Annotated in this window: 17 protein-coding genes; 9 read left to right on the top strand and 8 right to left on the bottom strand. The window is 66.9% G+C overall.

Translation table 11 applies throughout. The features are described 5' to 3' along the window. Positions 1–4: 4 nt before the first annotated feature. Entirely contained in the window at positions 5–1,186 is a 1,182-nt protein-coding gene (locus tag B5F79_RS01320) for an FtsX-like permease family protein (RefSeq protein WP_143786198.1), read from the bottom strand. 114 nt (positions 1,187–1,300) lie between these two features. Here B5F79_RS01320 and B5F79_RS10760 point away from each other — a divergent pair, with 114 nt between their 5' ends. From B5F79_RS10760 to B5F79_RS01315, 3 genes are all read left to right on the top strand, one after another. After that, positions 1,301–1,585, top strand: a complete 285-nt coding sequence (locus B5F79_RS10760) for a hypothetical protein (RefSeq protein ID WP_143786197.1) — start codon at positions 1,301–1,303, stop codon at positions 1,583–1,585. 198 nt (positions 1,586–1,783) lie between these two features. Beyond that, the gene (locus tag B5F79_RS10915) at positions 1,784–1,972 is read left to right on the top strand and encodes a hypothetical protein (RefSeq protein ID WP_158094804.1); all 189 of its coding nucleotides are present in this window, start codon (positions 1,784–1,786) and stop codon (positions 1,970–1,972) included. Further along, the gene (locus tag B5F79_RS01315) at positions 1,953–2,435 is read left to right on the top strand and encodes a GNAT family N-acetyltransferase (protein ID WP_158094803.1); all 483 of its coding nucleotides are present in this window, start codon (positions 1,953–1,955) and stop codon (positions 2,433–2,435) included. The genes B5F79_RS10915 and B5F79_RS01315 overlap by 20 nt, the downstream gene beginning before the upstream one ends. Positions 2,436–2,582: 147 nt before the next feature. Here B5F79_RS01315 and B5F79_RS01310 read toward each other — a convergent pair whose 3' ends face one another. Together B5F79_RS01310 and B5F79_RS01305 are read right to left on the bottom strand one after the other, a co-directional pair. Further along, a complete protein-coding gene (locus B5F79_RS01310; protein ID WP_206390944.1) occupies positions 2,583–3,029 on the bottom strand; it encodes a GNAT family N-acetyltransferase in 447 nt (148 codons plus the stop codon). Between the two features lie 54 nt (positions 3,030–3,083). Further along, positions 3,084–3,380 (bottom strand): hypothetical protein, encoded by a 297-nt coding sequence (locus B5F79_RS01305; protein ID WP_087217088.1) that lies wholly within the window; start codon positions 3,378–3,380, stop codon positions 3,084–3,086. A gap of 180 nt (positions 3,381–3,560) precedes the next feature. On the opposite strand from B5F79_RS01305, the gene B5F79_RS11085 reads away from it, so the two are divergent. Both B5F79_RS11085 and B5F79_RS01295 read left to right on the top strand, forming a co-directional pair. Beyond that, on the top strand, positions 3,561–4,223 hold the full coding sequence (locus tag B5F79_RS11085; RefSeq protein WP_087217087.1) for a helix-turn-helix domain-containing protein: 663 nt from the start codon (positions 3,561–3,563) through the stop codon (positions 4,221–4,223). A 51-nt stretch (positions 4,224–4,274) separates the two neighbouring features. Further along, positions 4,275–4,832, top strand: coding sequence for a hypothetical protein (locus B5F79_RS01295; RefSeq protein ID WP_087217086.1), 558 nt, complete (start codon positions 4,275–4,277; stop codon positions 4,830–4,832). A gap of 179 nt (positions 4,833–5,011) precedes the next feature. Here B5F79_RS01295 and B5F79_RS01290 read toward each other — a convergent pair whose 3' ends face one another. The 5 genes from B5F79_RS01290 to B5F79_RS01270 all read right to left on the bottom strand — a co-directional run bounded on the left by B5F79_RS01290 (position 5,012) and on the right by B5F79_RS01270 (position 9,448). Beyond that, positions 5,012–6,058 carry a sensor histidine kinase gene (locus B5F79_RS01290; RefSeq protein WP_241147219.1) on the bottom strand — a complete coding sequence of 349 codons (1,047 nt, stop codon included), beginning with the start codon at positions 6,056–6,058 and terminating at the stop codon, positions 5,012–5,014. After that, complete coding sequence (locus tag B5F79_RS01285) at positions 6,055–6,876, bottom strand: hypothetical protein (protein ID WP_087217084.1); 822 nt, start codon at positions 6,874–6,876, stop codon at positions 6,055–6,057. The genes B5F79_RS01290 and B5F79_RS01285 overlap by 4 nt, the downstream gene beginning before the upstream one ends. Next, a complete protein-coding gene (locus tag B5F79_RS01280) occupies positions 6,873–7,673 on the bottom strand; it encodes a hypothetical protein (protein ID WP_087217083.1) in 801 nt (266 codons plus the stop codon). The genes B5F79_RS01285 and B5F79_RS01280 overlap by 4 nt, the downstream gene beginning before the upstream one ends. After that, positions 7,670–8,623 carry an ABC transporter ATP-binding protein gene (locus B5F79_RS01275; RefSeq protein ID WP_087217082.1) on the bottom strand — a complete coding sequence of 318 codons (954 nt, stop codon included), beginning with the start codon at positions 8,621–8,623 and terminating at the stop codon, positions 7,670–7,672. Before B5F79_RS01275 ends, B5F79_RS01280 begins: the two co-directional genes overlap by 4 nt. A 114-nt stretch (positions 8,624–8,737) precedes the next feature. Continuing rightward, the gene (locus B5F79_RS01270; RefSeq protein ID WP_087217081.1) at positions 8,738–9,448 is read right to left on the bottom strand and encodes a response regulator transcription factor; all 711 of its coding nucleotides are present in this window, start codon (positions 9,446–9,448) and stop codon (positions 8,738–8,740) included. Between the two features lie 237 nt (positions 9,449–9,685). Between B5F79_RS01270 and B5F79_RS01265 the strand changes: the two genes are divergently transcribed. The 4 genes from B5F79_RS01265 to B5F79_RS01250 all read left to right on the top strand — a co-directional run bounded on the left by B5F79_RS01265 (position 9,686) and on the right by B5F79_RS01250 (position 13,828). Beyond that, a complete protein-coding gene (locus B5F79_RS01265) occupies positions 9,686–10,834 on the top strand; it encodes an ABC transporter substrate-binding protein (RefSeq protein WP_241147218.1) in 1,149 nt (382 codons plus the stop codon). Between the two features lie 160 nt (positions 10,835–10,994). Beyond that, on the top strand, positions 10,995–11,948 hold the full coding sequence (locus tag B5F79_RS01260) for an ABC transporter permease (RefSeq protein ID WP_206390942.1): 954 nt from the start codon (positions 10,995–10,997) through the stop codon (positions 11,946–11,948). Continuing rightward, positions 11,945–12,769: an ABC transporter permease gene (locus tag B5F79_RS01255; protein ID WP_087217080.1), complete on the top strand. Its 825-nt coding sequence runs from the start codon at positions 11,945–11,947 to the stop codon at positions 12,767–12,769. The genes B5F79_RS01260 and B5F79_RS01255 overlap by 4 nt, the downstream gene beginning before the upstream one ends. Before the next feature lie 12 nt (positions 12,770–12,781). Next, the gene (locus B5F79_RS01250; protein WP_087217079.1) at positions 12,782–13,828 is read left to right on the top strand and encodes an ABC transporter ATP-binding protein; all 1,047 of its coding nucleotides are present in this window, start codon (positions 12,782–12,784) and stop codon (positions 13,826–13,828) included. Positions 13,829–13,894: the final 66 nt, after the last annotated feature.

The following is a 13,894-nucleotide window of genomic DNA, read 5'->3' as shown; positions in this document are numbered from 1 at the left end:
GAAATCAGTCAGCGCGGAGCGCGTCGAGCAGCGGAACGTCCCGCAGCCGGTGCATCGCGTACGCGCAGCTGGCGAGAAGGACGAGCGCAACCAGCACCACCGCCCCCGCCACGTGCGCCCAGGGAACGACGAGACCCAGGCTTCGCACGCTAATGCCACCCCGCACGTAGAGCCAGACGTCAAACGCGAGCGCCACGGCAAGACCGAGCGCAAGGCCCCATGCCGCCGTCCGCACGCGCTCGTACGCGAGCATCCGCCGCAGCGCCCGCTCCCCCATCCCCACGGAGCGCAGCACGGCAAAGTCATGCCCGCGCAGCAGCACGCTCGCGGCCGAGGCGTTGAAGACGCTCGCCAGGCCGACCGCGGCGGCGACGATGCCGACTCCCGAGAGCAGAACCTCCAGCGCCGTATAGAACACCTGAGCCCGATGCGTCTCGGCCCGCTCGTCCACGGCCCCGTCCAAGGCGGCGAGCGCGGGATCCTCCTCGAGCAGACGCTCGACGTCCTCAGCGGCGCGCACCGAGTCCTCCGCCGTGGCGTAGAGCGTGACGAGGCCGTACCCAACGAGATCCCGGTCAACGTTCGCGACGGTGGACGCCGATGCGAGCACCGTGGGAAGAACGCTCTCAAGCTCGCCGCGCGTGAGCCAGAACCACCCCGGCACACCGTCGAGAAGCCCCACGACCTCCCACGACACGCCCGCCCCGACGACGGAGAGCCCCGTGCCGAGAAGCGCCTCGGAAAACGGCCGCTCCCCCGCGCGGTCCGCGTCGGTCACCTCGTTCACGACGATGCAACCTCCCGGATTCGCCGCGGCGCCCACCTCCTCGCAAAGACGCGCCCATGTGGCGTCGTCGACGTAGAGGACCGTGCCAAAGACGTTGCCGTCAGGACGCCAGATCTCCCCGTCGGCCCACTCTGCAACGGCATTGTCGTCCAGATCCAGAGAGACCTGCGTCTTGGACACGAAGCCCGCCTCGTCGATGCCGTCCTGAGCCCGCAGCCGCTCAAGCAGCGCAGGCAGATAGGCAAGCTCGCTCTTGGCACCCAGCGCAGCCGCAGCTCCCTCGCGACTCACCTTCACGCTCACGTCCGCAGGCGTCCCCGCGAAAATGGTCTCTCCCTGATAGGTCGCCATGACGCCGCCGCCCACCAGAAGCGCCACGGAAAGCGCGAGCGCAGCCACCGTCGCCCTTCCGCGCGACCTGCCCGAACGACGGAAGCGCCGGGCGAGAAGGACGGGAACCTCGCGGCTCGTCGGTGGGGAGAGGGTCCGCCGCGAGTTCTGCAGGCGCGCTCTGTGCGCCGAAGCTGTCCGAGCGCCGGACCCTCTCCCCACCGACGAGCCCAGGCTGGCTTCTACCCCGCGCATGGCCTCGACGGCGGGCAGGCGGCTTGCACGGAGCGCGGGTGCAAGCGCGCCGACAAACACCGCTGCCACGGACACGCCTGCAGCTGGGAGGAGAGCGACGACGAGATGACCTTCGGCGAGGCACAGTGCTACGACCGCCTCTGCTACGACGAGGCGGCGCGCGACGCCTACCTCGAGGGCGCCGCCAACATCATCGCGAACACGCTCGGGTAACGGCGGCACGTCCTTCTCGTCCGCGCTGCCGTTGCTACATTCAAAATCATGTAGCAACCGACTCCTCGAGGGGCCTTTTGGTCGTTTGACCGCAGTTGCTACATGGTATTTCATGTAGCAACGAGAGACCATTATCGAAAGCGTTCACCCCAACGCGGGGGGCATGCGCTACGGCAGGGGCTACGAAGGAGGGGCGTCATGGACATCCCGCGCAGGCCATACCTCAGGTTCAACGAGTTCGGCGGGACGTCGCTCTGGTTCACGGGAGTCCCCGACCCTCCCTGCGACGTCCCGGACATCGAGGAAAAGGTCGAGGAGGCAACCGAGGAGATTCGACGGCTTGAGAGGCGGATGCAGGAGAGGACCGATGTCGCCAAGCATTCTTGATATAGCCACCGACCTGCGGCTCGTTCGACTGCACGCGCCGCCCGCCGAGGCGCTCTCGTGGTACCAAGACCCCGAGACGCTCTGGATGGTCGACGGGAAGCGCGAGCCCTACACGCCGGAGCGACTCGCGCGGATGTACGACTGGCTCTCGGAGCGCGGCGAGCTCTGGTTCATCGAGGTGCGCGACGAAGGCGCGGACTCCGGCTGGCGCGCGGTCGGCGACGTCACGCTCTGCCCGGGCGACCTCCCCATCGTCATCGGCGAGAAGGACCTGCGGTCGCGCCACGCCGGGCGGCGCGTGATCGAGGCGCTCTGCGAGCGTGCGCGCAGCCTCGGCTGGCGCGAGGTCCTCGTTGGCGAGATCTACGACTGGAACGTCGCGTCCCAGCGATGCTTCTCGGCCGCCGGCTTTGAGCCCTACGAGCGCACCGAGAGCGGTGCGCGCTGGCGCCGGAGGCTGTAAGTCAACAACGTAAGACGGCGAGGGGCCGCAAGCGCTTGCGCTGGCGGCCACGAACCCAAAGACGACGCTGCCTAGGCCTCCACGCGTAGGCCGCCGTCGAGCTCATTGTACCCTGCCGCAACGTGCCTCAATCAGAGAACGGATCCTTCACGCACCTGACCCTACTGCAACCCTGACATAGCTGACGCATCCCATCGCGTCGCTGCGAACAAAGCCGAGCCTCTCATAGAGCGCGCAGGCACCCGACCCGTCGTCCGTGAGGAGCTCCATTTGGTAGACGTCCGAGAAACGGTTCATGACGGCCTGCATGAGCTGGGCCCCAATGCCTCTGCGCTGATGCGACGGCGCGACGATCAGGTCCTGCACGAAGACGATCGTCACCCCGTCACCCACGACGCGCACGACCCCAACGAGCTTATCGCCCGCAAATGCGCCCCAGGCGGCGAGGGAGCCTTCGTACCCCGCGCGCAGCGTATCGGGGCGAGCGATGTAGTTTGTCCAGCCGACCGCCCCGTATAGGGCGAGAATCTCGTTGAACCGGGTCAGACTCACGTCCGCAGTGAGCTCCCGAACCTCAACGACGTCCTTCTCCACCGTGTCCCTCCTTACGTGCGTTCACCATGTTTCTGCGGACAAAAACGACCCTATTCAGCCCCGATTCTGTCCGGAAAAACATGATGAATGACGGACGCAACGTACAACGGCGACGCCGGAGAAGAGCGTCGCCCAGACCATGAGGAAGGCCGCTCCAAAGAACCAGCCATTGACTGTGTCCAAAAGCGTCGAATCGTCGGCAACCACGTTACACCACAGCACTGATGTGAGACATAGTGCCAGGAAGAAATAGCTCACCGCAACGAGGCCCAGCGTGCGGGCACTAGGCTGGACGGTCGCGGCAACCACGGGCAGCAAGAGCACGGGAACGCCGAGAGCAAGGGGAAGCATGGGCACTCCTTTCGGTCTGCGACCACTATATCCCGAGCTGTGGACAATCCACGCAAAAGAATGGTTGAGAAGAGCATCGTCCCAGCTCACAGCCATAGCAAAACCCTTTGCCATACCTCTCGCCGCCACGCGGGCGCCCCTGGGCGGACGGGTGGGTACACTTGCCTCAAGGGAGGCGCCATGGACGAAAAGACCACCGAGAGGACCAACGACCAAGCGACCGCGCAGCGGATCATCGGCGCGCGCATCCGCGAGTTCCGCGAGGCTGCGGGGCTCTCCCAGGCCGAGCTCGCCCGGCGCGTCCACGTCTCTCGGCAGACGGTCGAAAACTGGGAGGCGGGGCGCACGCTGGCGGACGTGCAGAGCCTCGTCCTTCTCGGCCAGGTCTTTGGAACGACGGTCGACGCGCTCATCGGCGAGAGGGGCGCGCAAGCCGTGCGGTCGACCGCCAACGAGCGCCACGAGCTCCTGCAGCTGCTCGCGCTCTGCGCCACGCTGCTCGTCGTCTGCATCGCCCTCGTCTTCGTGCGCTACCTGCTCTCGCCGCTGCGACACGCGAGTCCAGCAGTCGAGCCCCTGCGCGGTATCATGTTGCTGGTCATGGTCGTCTGTGAGGCCATCCTCGCACTCCGCGCAGTCCCCCGCCTGCGCGCGTTCATGCGAGAGCACGACCTCGCGGGCGCCGTCGCCGCGACGGCGTTTCTCGAGGGACGCGACCCGACGGAGGAGGTCCCGCGCGACTTCCTGTTTCGCTGGTTCATCCCCCACTGGAATGTCTGGCTGGTCGCGATCGTGGCCGTTGCGCTGGTTGCCGCAGCACTCTATGTAGGCGAGCTCCCCTAGGGGCGATGTAGAATTCAAGAAACGCCACTGCCGTGCAGACGGGAGGTCGCCATGTACTCCATTGACTCTAAGCCCACGCCGGACGACCGGCACGTCTGCGTCATCTGGCTCTCGCGCGCGGGCCTTGTGATTGGGGCGGACGGGCAGCCCGTCGAGGCCGAGCCCTCCCCCGCCTCCGCTGCCGCGCAGGTTGCCGAGAAGCACCTCAGCACCCGACTCTTCCCGCCCGAGCGGCGCGGCGGCAGGAGCCGACTCCAGATAAACGAGATCCAGTCGCTCAGGCACGGCCTCGTCGCCGGGCCCGACATGAAGGGCGTCGTCGCGCACCACGAGTCCGTCGTGCTCATCACGCCGATGGCGGACGGCCGCCTGCCGGACATCGTCACCGAGGCGCTCACGAAGTTTGGCCCGTACGACCTCGCCGGCATCACGGTGATGCCGGTCGTCACGCTTGCCGACAGCACGGGCGAGGTCGGTGACGCGCTTCTCGCCGACCTGCGCGCGGCCCTGACCGGCGCTGAGCTGCTCGAGCCGCTCGTCCTTCTCGGCGAGACGCCCAAGGAGATCGAGCCCCATCTTACGCCCCGCCTCGACGAGCTCGTTCGCTAGCCACCATCTTCGCCGTTGCCGTCCGAGGGTATGTACACCGGCCTTTGAGGGTATGTACACCCCGCCATCGAGTGCGGGCAGCAAACCTGCAGGTCAAAGAGTTGCCGAGAAGAACGCGCGCTCGAGGAAGTGTGCATACCCTAAGGGCTGGGTGTACATACCCTCGAGAGGGCGTCAGGTCAGCCGCCCATCTGTGAATTGGGGACTGTCCCCAATTCACAGACGAGGGTGGAGCCGGAGAGATGGGCCGTGAGGGTCATGCCCTGGGCCTCGGCGAGCTTGGCGGCGACGGAGAGGCCGAGGCCCGAGCCCGCCGTCGAGCGCGAGGCGTCGGCCTGGTAGAAGCGCTCGAAGAGGCGGTCAACGTCGATGGCGGAGGGGTCGGCCACGGGGTTGGAGAACTCAACGGCCACGCCGTTCTTCTCGCCGTCCCTCTCGCCCGCGGGATGCACGTGCACCGCAAGCGGGCCCGAGCCGTGCCGCAGCGCGTTCACCACGAGGTTCTCCACGATGCGCGAAAGCGCCTCTCGGTTGGCCGTCACGACGACGTCCCTGCAGGTAAGCTCCGGCTCCCAGCCGCGCGCCTCGAACTCCGGGTAATGGCCGAGAAGGACCTGCTCCAGCACGGGTCTCAACGCAACCGGCCCCAGCTCAAGTGGGCTATCGGGGTCGGCGGCGCGGGCGTAGGAGAAGAGCTCGTCCAGAAGGCCCGACATCGCGGCCAGGCGCGCGTCGGCGGCGGCGAGCTGCTCGTCCTTGCGCGCCGAGTCCGACTCCTCACGAGCCAGCTGCAGGTAGCCCCGCGCCCCGGTGAGCGGGGTCCGCACGTCGTGGGAGAGCGCGGAGAGTCCGCGCGAGAACTCGTCTGCGGCACGCAGGGCCTCCACGCGCTCGGCGTCGGCGGCGTCGATCTCGGCGTTCACGGCGTCGACCATGCCGACCATCCCCGGCAGGCGGCTGCCGCAGGTGAGCCGCGCGTTGCTCAGGCGCTCGCGGCGCGCGAGAAAGCGAGCATGGCGCCCGAGCTCGGTCGCATAGCACACACAGACGAAGAACGCCCCGAGTCCCAGGCCCACGAGCAGCAGCGCGGCGACCACGATTCCCTCGACCATCCGAAACCTCTCGACGACACCGACCCACGACCCCATGGTAGAGCTTGCGAGCAACCACTCCGCGACCGACCGAAGCCAGCGGTAGAGCGGCTCGAGGAACGCGCTGGACATCATGCGACGTCGCGCCTCGAGCCCACGAGGGTTCCGAGCGCGCCGCACGCCGCGCAGAGAGGCGCGCAGACGATGAGCGCACGGACGGCGGGCGCGAACCCCGTGACGTCGACGGCGAGCATGTCCGCGGCGCCGTTGCCGACTGCAGCCGTGGTGACGTAGGGCATCCAGGCGATGGCGGCCTCGAGCGCAGGGCCCCACCCTAGGCCGAACGCGTCGCTCACAAGCAGGAGGAAGCTAAAGAACCCCTGTTCCACGGCACCCGAGAGCAGCAGGAACGAGACTATCACGGCAATAGCCTTGACGCGCGTGAGCTGTCCTGCCAAAAGCACGACGAGCGCATAGGCGCACGCCACAAGCCAGCCCTCCCCCGCCCAGGCAACGACCTGCCAGAGCGGCTCGACGTTTTCCACCGGGCGCATGGTCACGAAGACGCCGATGCCGCTGAACGCGAGGTAGGCAAGCAGGATGGCCGCCGTGACGATGACCACGAGCAGGTACTTTTCGGCGAAGCAGGCGACGCGCCCGCGCAGAGACGAGAGGAGGGTGCGGTCAAAGCCTGCTTCGGAGTCCGCGCAGGAGAGGTGCGCCGCCACGAACACGGCGACCATCTGGACGAGCGTGATGCTCGCGCCGCGCCCGGCGAGGCGCAGCGCCCCGTCGCGCCCGGTCAGGCCGTTATAGACGACGTCGGGCTCGAGCGGCCACCAGACGGTGAAGACAGCGCTGCCCAGGGTGGCAAGCGCGACAAGGGCGATTATGACCCATGGCCAGCGGGCACGCATGGCGCGGTAGAGGTCCGACCTGAGCAGCGCCATCATGCGGCATCCCTCCTCGAGACGAGCAGCGCGTCAACGGCGACGGTAGCCACGGTGAGCGGCAGGCAGACGATGAGCGCGCGGACGGCGGGCGCAAGCTGGACGGCGTTCTCCGCGGAGAGCATCGTTCGTGCGCCATCGCCCACCGCAGAGGCGATCTCAGCGGGCAGCCACGGGCCCACGGCGGCCGTCACCGTGAGAAACTCGCCGCCGAGAAGCGCGTACAGGAAGTCGATTCCGATGAGCAGGCCGCCCTCGAGGAGCCCTCCGGCACCGAGCACCGCGAAGACCGTGGTCACACCCTCGCTGCGCGTGAGGTGCGCCACGAGCACCGTGAGCACCACGTAGGGGGCGCTGCAGAGCCACGTGAAGCCGAGCCATGCCGCCACCTGCCACGCAGGCTCAGGGTTCGTCACCGGAACCCCGGAGGCCAGCAGGCCGAGAAGCCCCACCACAAACGTGAAAACGATAAGAACGGCGTCAAGAACCAGCGAGAAGACGCACTTCTCGGCAAACCAGACCATACGGGCGCGCTCGCCGAGGGACGAGAGGATCGAGCGGGCAAACCCGATGTCGGTTCGGTCGCAGCACACGATGGCCGCCATGGCCGCGGCGAGGATCTGGACGCCCGTCATGGGGAGCGCCGAGCCGGTGAGGTCGTCGTAGCAGACGGGCCCCATGCTGGTCCAGCGCATCATGAGGGCAGGCGCGAGCAGGAGAAACGCCACGATGGCGGCCACGAGCCAGATCCAGCGGGAATGCAGGACGCGATAGGCGTCCGAGCGAAGCAGGGCGATCATCGGACGCCACCGTCCTTCTCGCCGTGCAAAGGTGCCTGTCCCCTTTGCACGCCCATGAGCTCGACGAAGTACTCCTCGATGTCGCGCTCCTGCTGGGTGAGCTCGCGGACCTCGATGCCGGCAGAGAAGCACGCGGCGCTGACCTCGTCGAGCGTGGCGCCCGTGATCACGAGCGCGCCGTCGGGATCTGCGCGGAAGGTCGCCTGGGGCAGCGTCTGCTCGAGCAGGGCGAGGCCGCGCTCCGGCACAGCCAAGCGCACGCGCACCGAGCTGCCGCAGCGCTCGTGGAGCTCCTCGTCGGTGAACTCTGCCGTGAGGCGTCCCTCCGCGATGACGCCGAAGCGCGTGGCCACGCGGTCGAGCTGGTCGAGCACGTGACTGGAGATCATGATCGTGACGCCGTGCTCGTGGTTGAGCCGCACGAGCGCGAGGCGCATGGCGCGCGTGGCCTCGGGGTCGAGGCCGTTGAAGGGCTCGTCAAGAAGCAGCAGGTCGGGGCCGCCCACGAGCGCGAGCGCCAGACCCAGGCGCTGCTTCATGCCGAGCGAGTACGCCTTCACGCGGCGGTGGTCCGCCGGGTCAAGTCCCACGAGGCCGAGCAGGTCGTCCGCAACGTCGCCCGCGTGCGTCATGCCGAGCGCGAGCGCCTTGGCAACGAGGTTGTCGCGCGCCGTGAGGCTCTGCAGCACGCCCGGGCTCTCGATGAGGGCGCCGATGCGCGAGAAGCCCTGCGGCGTGGCGCCGCCGTGCTCCGGATCACCAAAGAGGACGACCTCGCCCGCCGTGGGGCGCGCCAGGCCACAAATCATCTTCATGGTGGTGGACTTACCCGACCCGTTCTTGCCCACGAAGCCGTAGATGTCGCCGGCGGCGACGGTCATGTCCAGATTGTCCACGGCCAGCTTGCGACGGTAGCGCTTGGTGAGGCCGTGCGTCTCGATGACGTTCACGCGAGCTCCTTTCTAGAGGCTGCCTCCCAGTCTGGCAGGCAGACCTTTAGAAACCGTGAGCCAAATCTAAAGAATGCTTGAGGATAATCCAATTGGGGATAGACCCCTCTTTGATCATGCGAGCTTGAAGCCCATGCCCCAGACGGTCTGCACGTAGTCGTCCGTGCCGGTCTCACGGAGCTTGGCGCGGATGTTGGAGACGTGCACCGCAACGGTGGAGTCGTCGCCGGCGAAGGGCTCGCCCCATGCCAGCTCGAAGAGCTCCGACTTTGAGAACACGCGGTTGGGACGACGGACGAGCGCCTCGAGGATGTTGAACTCGATCTTGGTGAGTGAGACCGCGCCGCCCCTCTCGCCGGCCTCGCCGGGAGCCACCGCAAGCGTGCGGGCCTCGGGGTCAAGCTCCCAGCGCCGCCAGGTCAGGACTCCTCCCAACGGGCCCGTCGACCCGCGGTGCCGCAGCTGCACCTCCACGCGCGCGGCCAGCTCGTCGAGGTCGAAGGGCTTGGTGAGGTAGTCGTCGGCGCCTAGGTGCAGCAGGTCGATCTTGTCCGCGGCGGTTGTGCGCGCGGAGATCACGATCACGGGAGTCGCCTCGTCGCGCCCGCGGATGAGCCCAACGAGCTCCTCCCCCGTTGCGCCCGGAAGCATGAGGTCGCAGATGACGACGTCGAAGGCTACGCCCTTCTCGCCCGCGCCGCCCAGCAGCAGGCGCGCCTCGGAGCCCGAGAACGCCTGCGTCACTGCGTGACCGTCGCGCGTGAGCCGCGTCGTCACCACGTCGTTGATCGCCGCGTCGTCCTCTATCACCAGCACCCGCGCCATGTCTCTCCTCTGCGTGCAAAAGTGCCTGTCCCTCCCGCACATCATATTGTAAGGGTGCCACCGGGCTCGCGTAAGAAATCCCCCGTCAGCATCAGCCACCCGTAAATGACCGTCAGCGCTGCGCAAGGGCTCGCCCGCGCCGCCCCCTGCTGCCCGAGACGCGCCATATGGTGAACCCCGGACGAAGCCGGCAGACAAAGCTACCGGTCAACGAACAGGGCATCGAAGGGAGCTCTCGTGAAGAACAGCGTCACCGCCACCGGCGGCATCTCTCGCCGCTCATTCCTCGGCATGCTCGGCATGGCGGGCTTTGCCTGCGCGGCGGGCCTCGGCCTCACCGGCTGCGAGGACAGCGCCGCCCCCGCGACGGAGGCCGTGGACTACAACTCCATGTCGCTGGACGACATCATCGCCCAGGCCAAGGAGGAGGGCCAGATCAACTCCGTGGGCATGCCGGACACCTGGGCCAACTGGGTCGGCACCTGGGATGACATCGAGGAGAAGTACGGCATCACGCAGGCCGACCAGGACATGTCCTCCGCCGAGGAGATCGCCATGTTCAAGCAGGAGGGCACCGACGGCACCAAGGACATCGGCGACGTGGGCCAGCAGTGGGGCCCCACGGCCGAGGCCGAGGGCGTGACCCTCAAGTACAAGACCAGCTACTGGGACGAGATCCCCGACTGGGCCAAGGACGACGACGGCGACTGGGTCGTGGGCTACTACGGCACGATGTCAATCATCTCCAACGACGACCAGGTCCCCAACCCGCCCACGACGCTCGCCGAGCTCGCCGACGGCGACTACAAGGTCTCCATCGGCGACATCACGGCCGCCGCGGCCGCGCAGCACGCGGTGCTCGCCATCGCCGTCGCCCTGGGCGGCGGTCTCGACGACATGCAGCCCGCCTACGACTTCATCACCAAGATCGCCGAGGCCGGCCGCCTTGACGTCTCCGACGTCTCCGTCGCCCGCCTGGAGTCCGGGGAGGTCGCCGTGGGCCTCAACTGGGACTACAACTCCCTTAACTACCGCGCCCAGATCGTCGAGAACAACCCTGACGCCAAGTTCACGGTGAGCATCCCCACGGACGGCTCCGTGCAGTCCGGCTACGCCACCATCATCAACGTCAACGCGCCGCATCCCGCCGCTGCCTGCCTCGCCCGCGAGTACATCCTGTCCGACGATGGCCAGATCAACCTCGCCCGCGGCTTCGCCACGCCCATCCGCAGCTCCGTGGAGCTTCCCGAGGACGTCAAGGCGCTGCGCCTCCCCGAGGAGCAGTACGGCGACCAGGTCCAGTCCATCGACTACGACAAGTGGACTGACGTCACCAACGAGCTCGTGACCTGGTACCAGGAGAACATCATCCCCATCCTGGGCTAACGGCACGACGATCACCCGCCGCCGTCATCGGCGCACCCGGGCGGCCTCAGGGCCGCCCTTCTTCTTGGGGCCCAGCGTCCTTCTCGCCAGCACGCCCTGCGGGGCGAGAAGGACGCGGTACCCATCAGTGACCAGAACAGATAGCTTGTAAGGAGGTACCGTGGCAGACATCTCTCAGGCGGGCGCCACCCTCGCCGCAGACGCCCCCGCGTCAGGTGCAGGACGTGCCGCCGCCCACGCCTCGGCCGAGAAGGCCAGGCCGCCGAGGGGTCGCAAGTGGGTCGGCTACATCGCCTTTCTCCCCTTCCTGCTCGTGATCGTGGGATACGAGCTGCTTCCGCTCGCACAGCTCGTCCTGGACAGCCTTATTGGCAAGGAGTCCGGCACCTTTGGCCTCGAGAACTTCGTCAAGGTCTTCACCACCCCGCTCTACCAGCAGTCCATTATCAACAGCGTGTGGATCAGCCTGGTCTCGGCCGTTGTGGGCATCGTCGTGTCGTTCCTTGCGGCGCGCTTTGCCTACGAGTCGAGCGAGCGCGTGCGCAACGCCTTCACGATGGTCCTCAACATGATGTCCAACTTCTCCGGCGTGCCCCTGGCGTTTGCCTTCATGATCCTCATGGGCAACTCCGGCGTCCTCACCATCCTGGGCGAGCAGTGGGGAATCCCCTTCCTCGCTGACTTTGACCTCTACACCGGCGAGGGCCTGCTCGTGCTCTACATCTACTTCCAGATCCCGCTGGCGACGCTGCTGCTCCTGCCCGCCTTCAGCGGCATCAAGAAGTCGTGGCGCGAGGCTGCGATCATCCTGCAGGCCTCCCCGCTGGACTACTGGTTCAGAATCGTGATCCCCAACCTCATGCCGTCCATCCTGGGCACCCTCTCCGTGCTCTTCTCCAACGCGCTGGCCGCGTACGCCACCGCCTTTGCCGTCGTCATGAACAACTACGCGCTGCTCCCCCTGCAGATCACGTCCAAGTTCAAGGGCGACGTGCAGATCGACGCCGCGACGGGCGGGGCGCTGGCCGTGGTGCTCATCATCCTGATGGTCATCTGCACGCTCATCAACAACTACTTCACCAAGCGCGCATCCAAGGGGCGTGAGATCATATGAGTCTGAAGACAAAGGCCGTCGGGGCATCCGCCCCCGACAAGAAGACCCCGCTCGCCGCAAAGATCTTCCTGGGCGTCGTCGCCCTGTACCTGCTGGTTCCGTTTCTCACCACGCTCGTGTACTCGCTCTTCGTCGAGTGGACCGACGTCCTTCCCTCGGGCTTCACGCTGCGCAACTACGCGGAGCTCTTCACCAACTCGACGTTCTGGTTCTCCATCGGCCGCACGCTCGTCCTGTGCCTGGTGAGCGTGGCCATCACCATCGTTCTTCTCCTTCTGGCCATGTACGTCGTCGTGGCCGTGAACCGCAGGCTGGGTCGCTTCATGCAGTTCGTCTGCATGATTCCCTACGCGCTCCAGGGCGTCATCCTCTCCATCGGCATCATCTCGCTCTACACCGGAACCGGGACGATTCTCTCCAACCGCATGTTCATGCTCTTTGGCGCCTACACCATCCTCGTGCTGCCCTACATCTACCAGGGCATCCGCAACGCTCTCAACGCCATCGACGCGAACATGCTCATCCAGGCGGCAGAGATGCTCGGCTGCGGCCGCTTCCGCGCCTACGTGCAGGTGGTCCTTCCCAACATCGTGTCGGGCATCCTGGTCTCGAGCCTCCTGGCAGAGAGCATCGTCTTTGGCGACTTCGTTCTCGCCAACAACATCGCAGGCACCAACTACCAGAACATCCAGGTGTTCCTCCAGGCCAACATGGCCCGCTCCAGCGGCCTCTCCAGCGCCATCGTGGTCGTCATCTTCCTCGTGGTGGCGGCGGTGACCGCGCTCGTCCTCAAGCTCCAGCACACCTCTCAGAACAAGTAAGGAGTCAGCCAGATGGCCTACATTGAGTTCAGGGACGTCGTCAAGCGCTTTGGCGACAACACCGTCCTCGACCACATCAGCTTTGGCATCCAGCAGGGCGACCTCGTGACACTGCTCGGACCCTCCGGCTGCGGCAAGTCCACGCTGCTGCGCTGCCTCTCCGGACTCGAGACCGTCACCGAGGGCCAGATCGTCCTCGACGGGCGCGACGTCACCAACGTGCCCGCCAGCAAGCGCAACATCGGCATGGTCTTCCAGCAGTACAGCCTCTTCCCCAACATGACGGTCGAGCAGAACGTCGCGTTTGGCCTCAAGATGAAGAAGGTCGACCCGGCCACGATCGAGCGGAAGGTCGCCGAGGCCATCGCGATGGTCGAGCTCTCCGGAAAGGAGAAGGCCTACCCGTCGAGCCTCTCCGGCGGCCAGCAGCAGCGCGCCGCGCTCGCCCGCTCCATCGTGACCGAGCCGGCGGTCCTGCTCCTCGACGAGCCGCTCTCGGCCATCGACGCCAAGCTCCGCAAGGCGCTCCAGTCCCGCATCCGCGAGATTCACCAGGAGCTCGGTCTCACCACGATCTTCGTCACGCACGACCAGGACGAGGCCATGGTCATGTCCGACGTCATCCAGCTCTTCCACTCCGGCCGCATCGAGCAGGCCGGCAGCCCCGTCGAGGTCTACACCAGCCCCGTGTCCGAGTTCGCCGCGAGCTTCATCGGAAGCTACAACCAGCTCTCCGCGAGCGACTTCACCGCGCTCACGGGCGTTCCGGTGCCACAGGGCAACGTGATTGCCATCAGGCCGGAGACCATCGGCATCAGCCGCGAGAGGCCGGACGAGAAGGACGCGCACCTCGTCGACGGCACCGTGGTGGACTCCACCCCGCGCGGCAACGTCCTGCGCTACACCGTGAGGCTCGAGGGCGGGACCACCGTCTTCGTTGACGTTCTCTTCCGCAGCTTCCACATGTTTGACCGCGGGAACAAGGTCTACCTCTCCCTCCCAGAGCGCGACTGCCTCGTCATCCCGGTCAACGCAGCAAGCGCCCGAACCGCCGCCTAGGACGGCGGTGCCTCGAGCCCTTCCTTCCTCGCCCGGCCCGTGCCCTCCCCGCACGGGCCGGGCACG

Origin of the sequence: Olsenella sp. An285 (assembly GCF_002159625.1) — a bacterium.
Classification (GTDB): Bacteria; Actinomycetota; Coriobacteriia; order Coriobacteriales; family Atopobiaceae; genus Thermophilibacter; species Thermophilibacter avicola.
The sequence above is the reverse complement of the archived record's forward strand: the minus strand, read 5'-3'. Positions and strand labels throughout refer to the sequence as shown.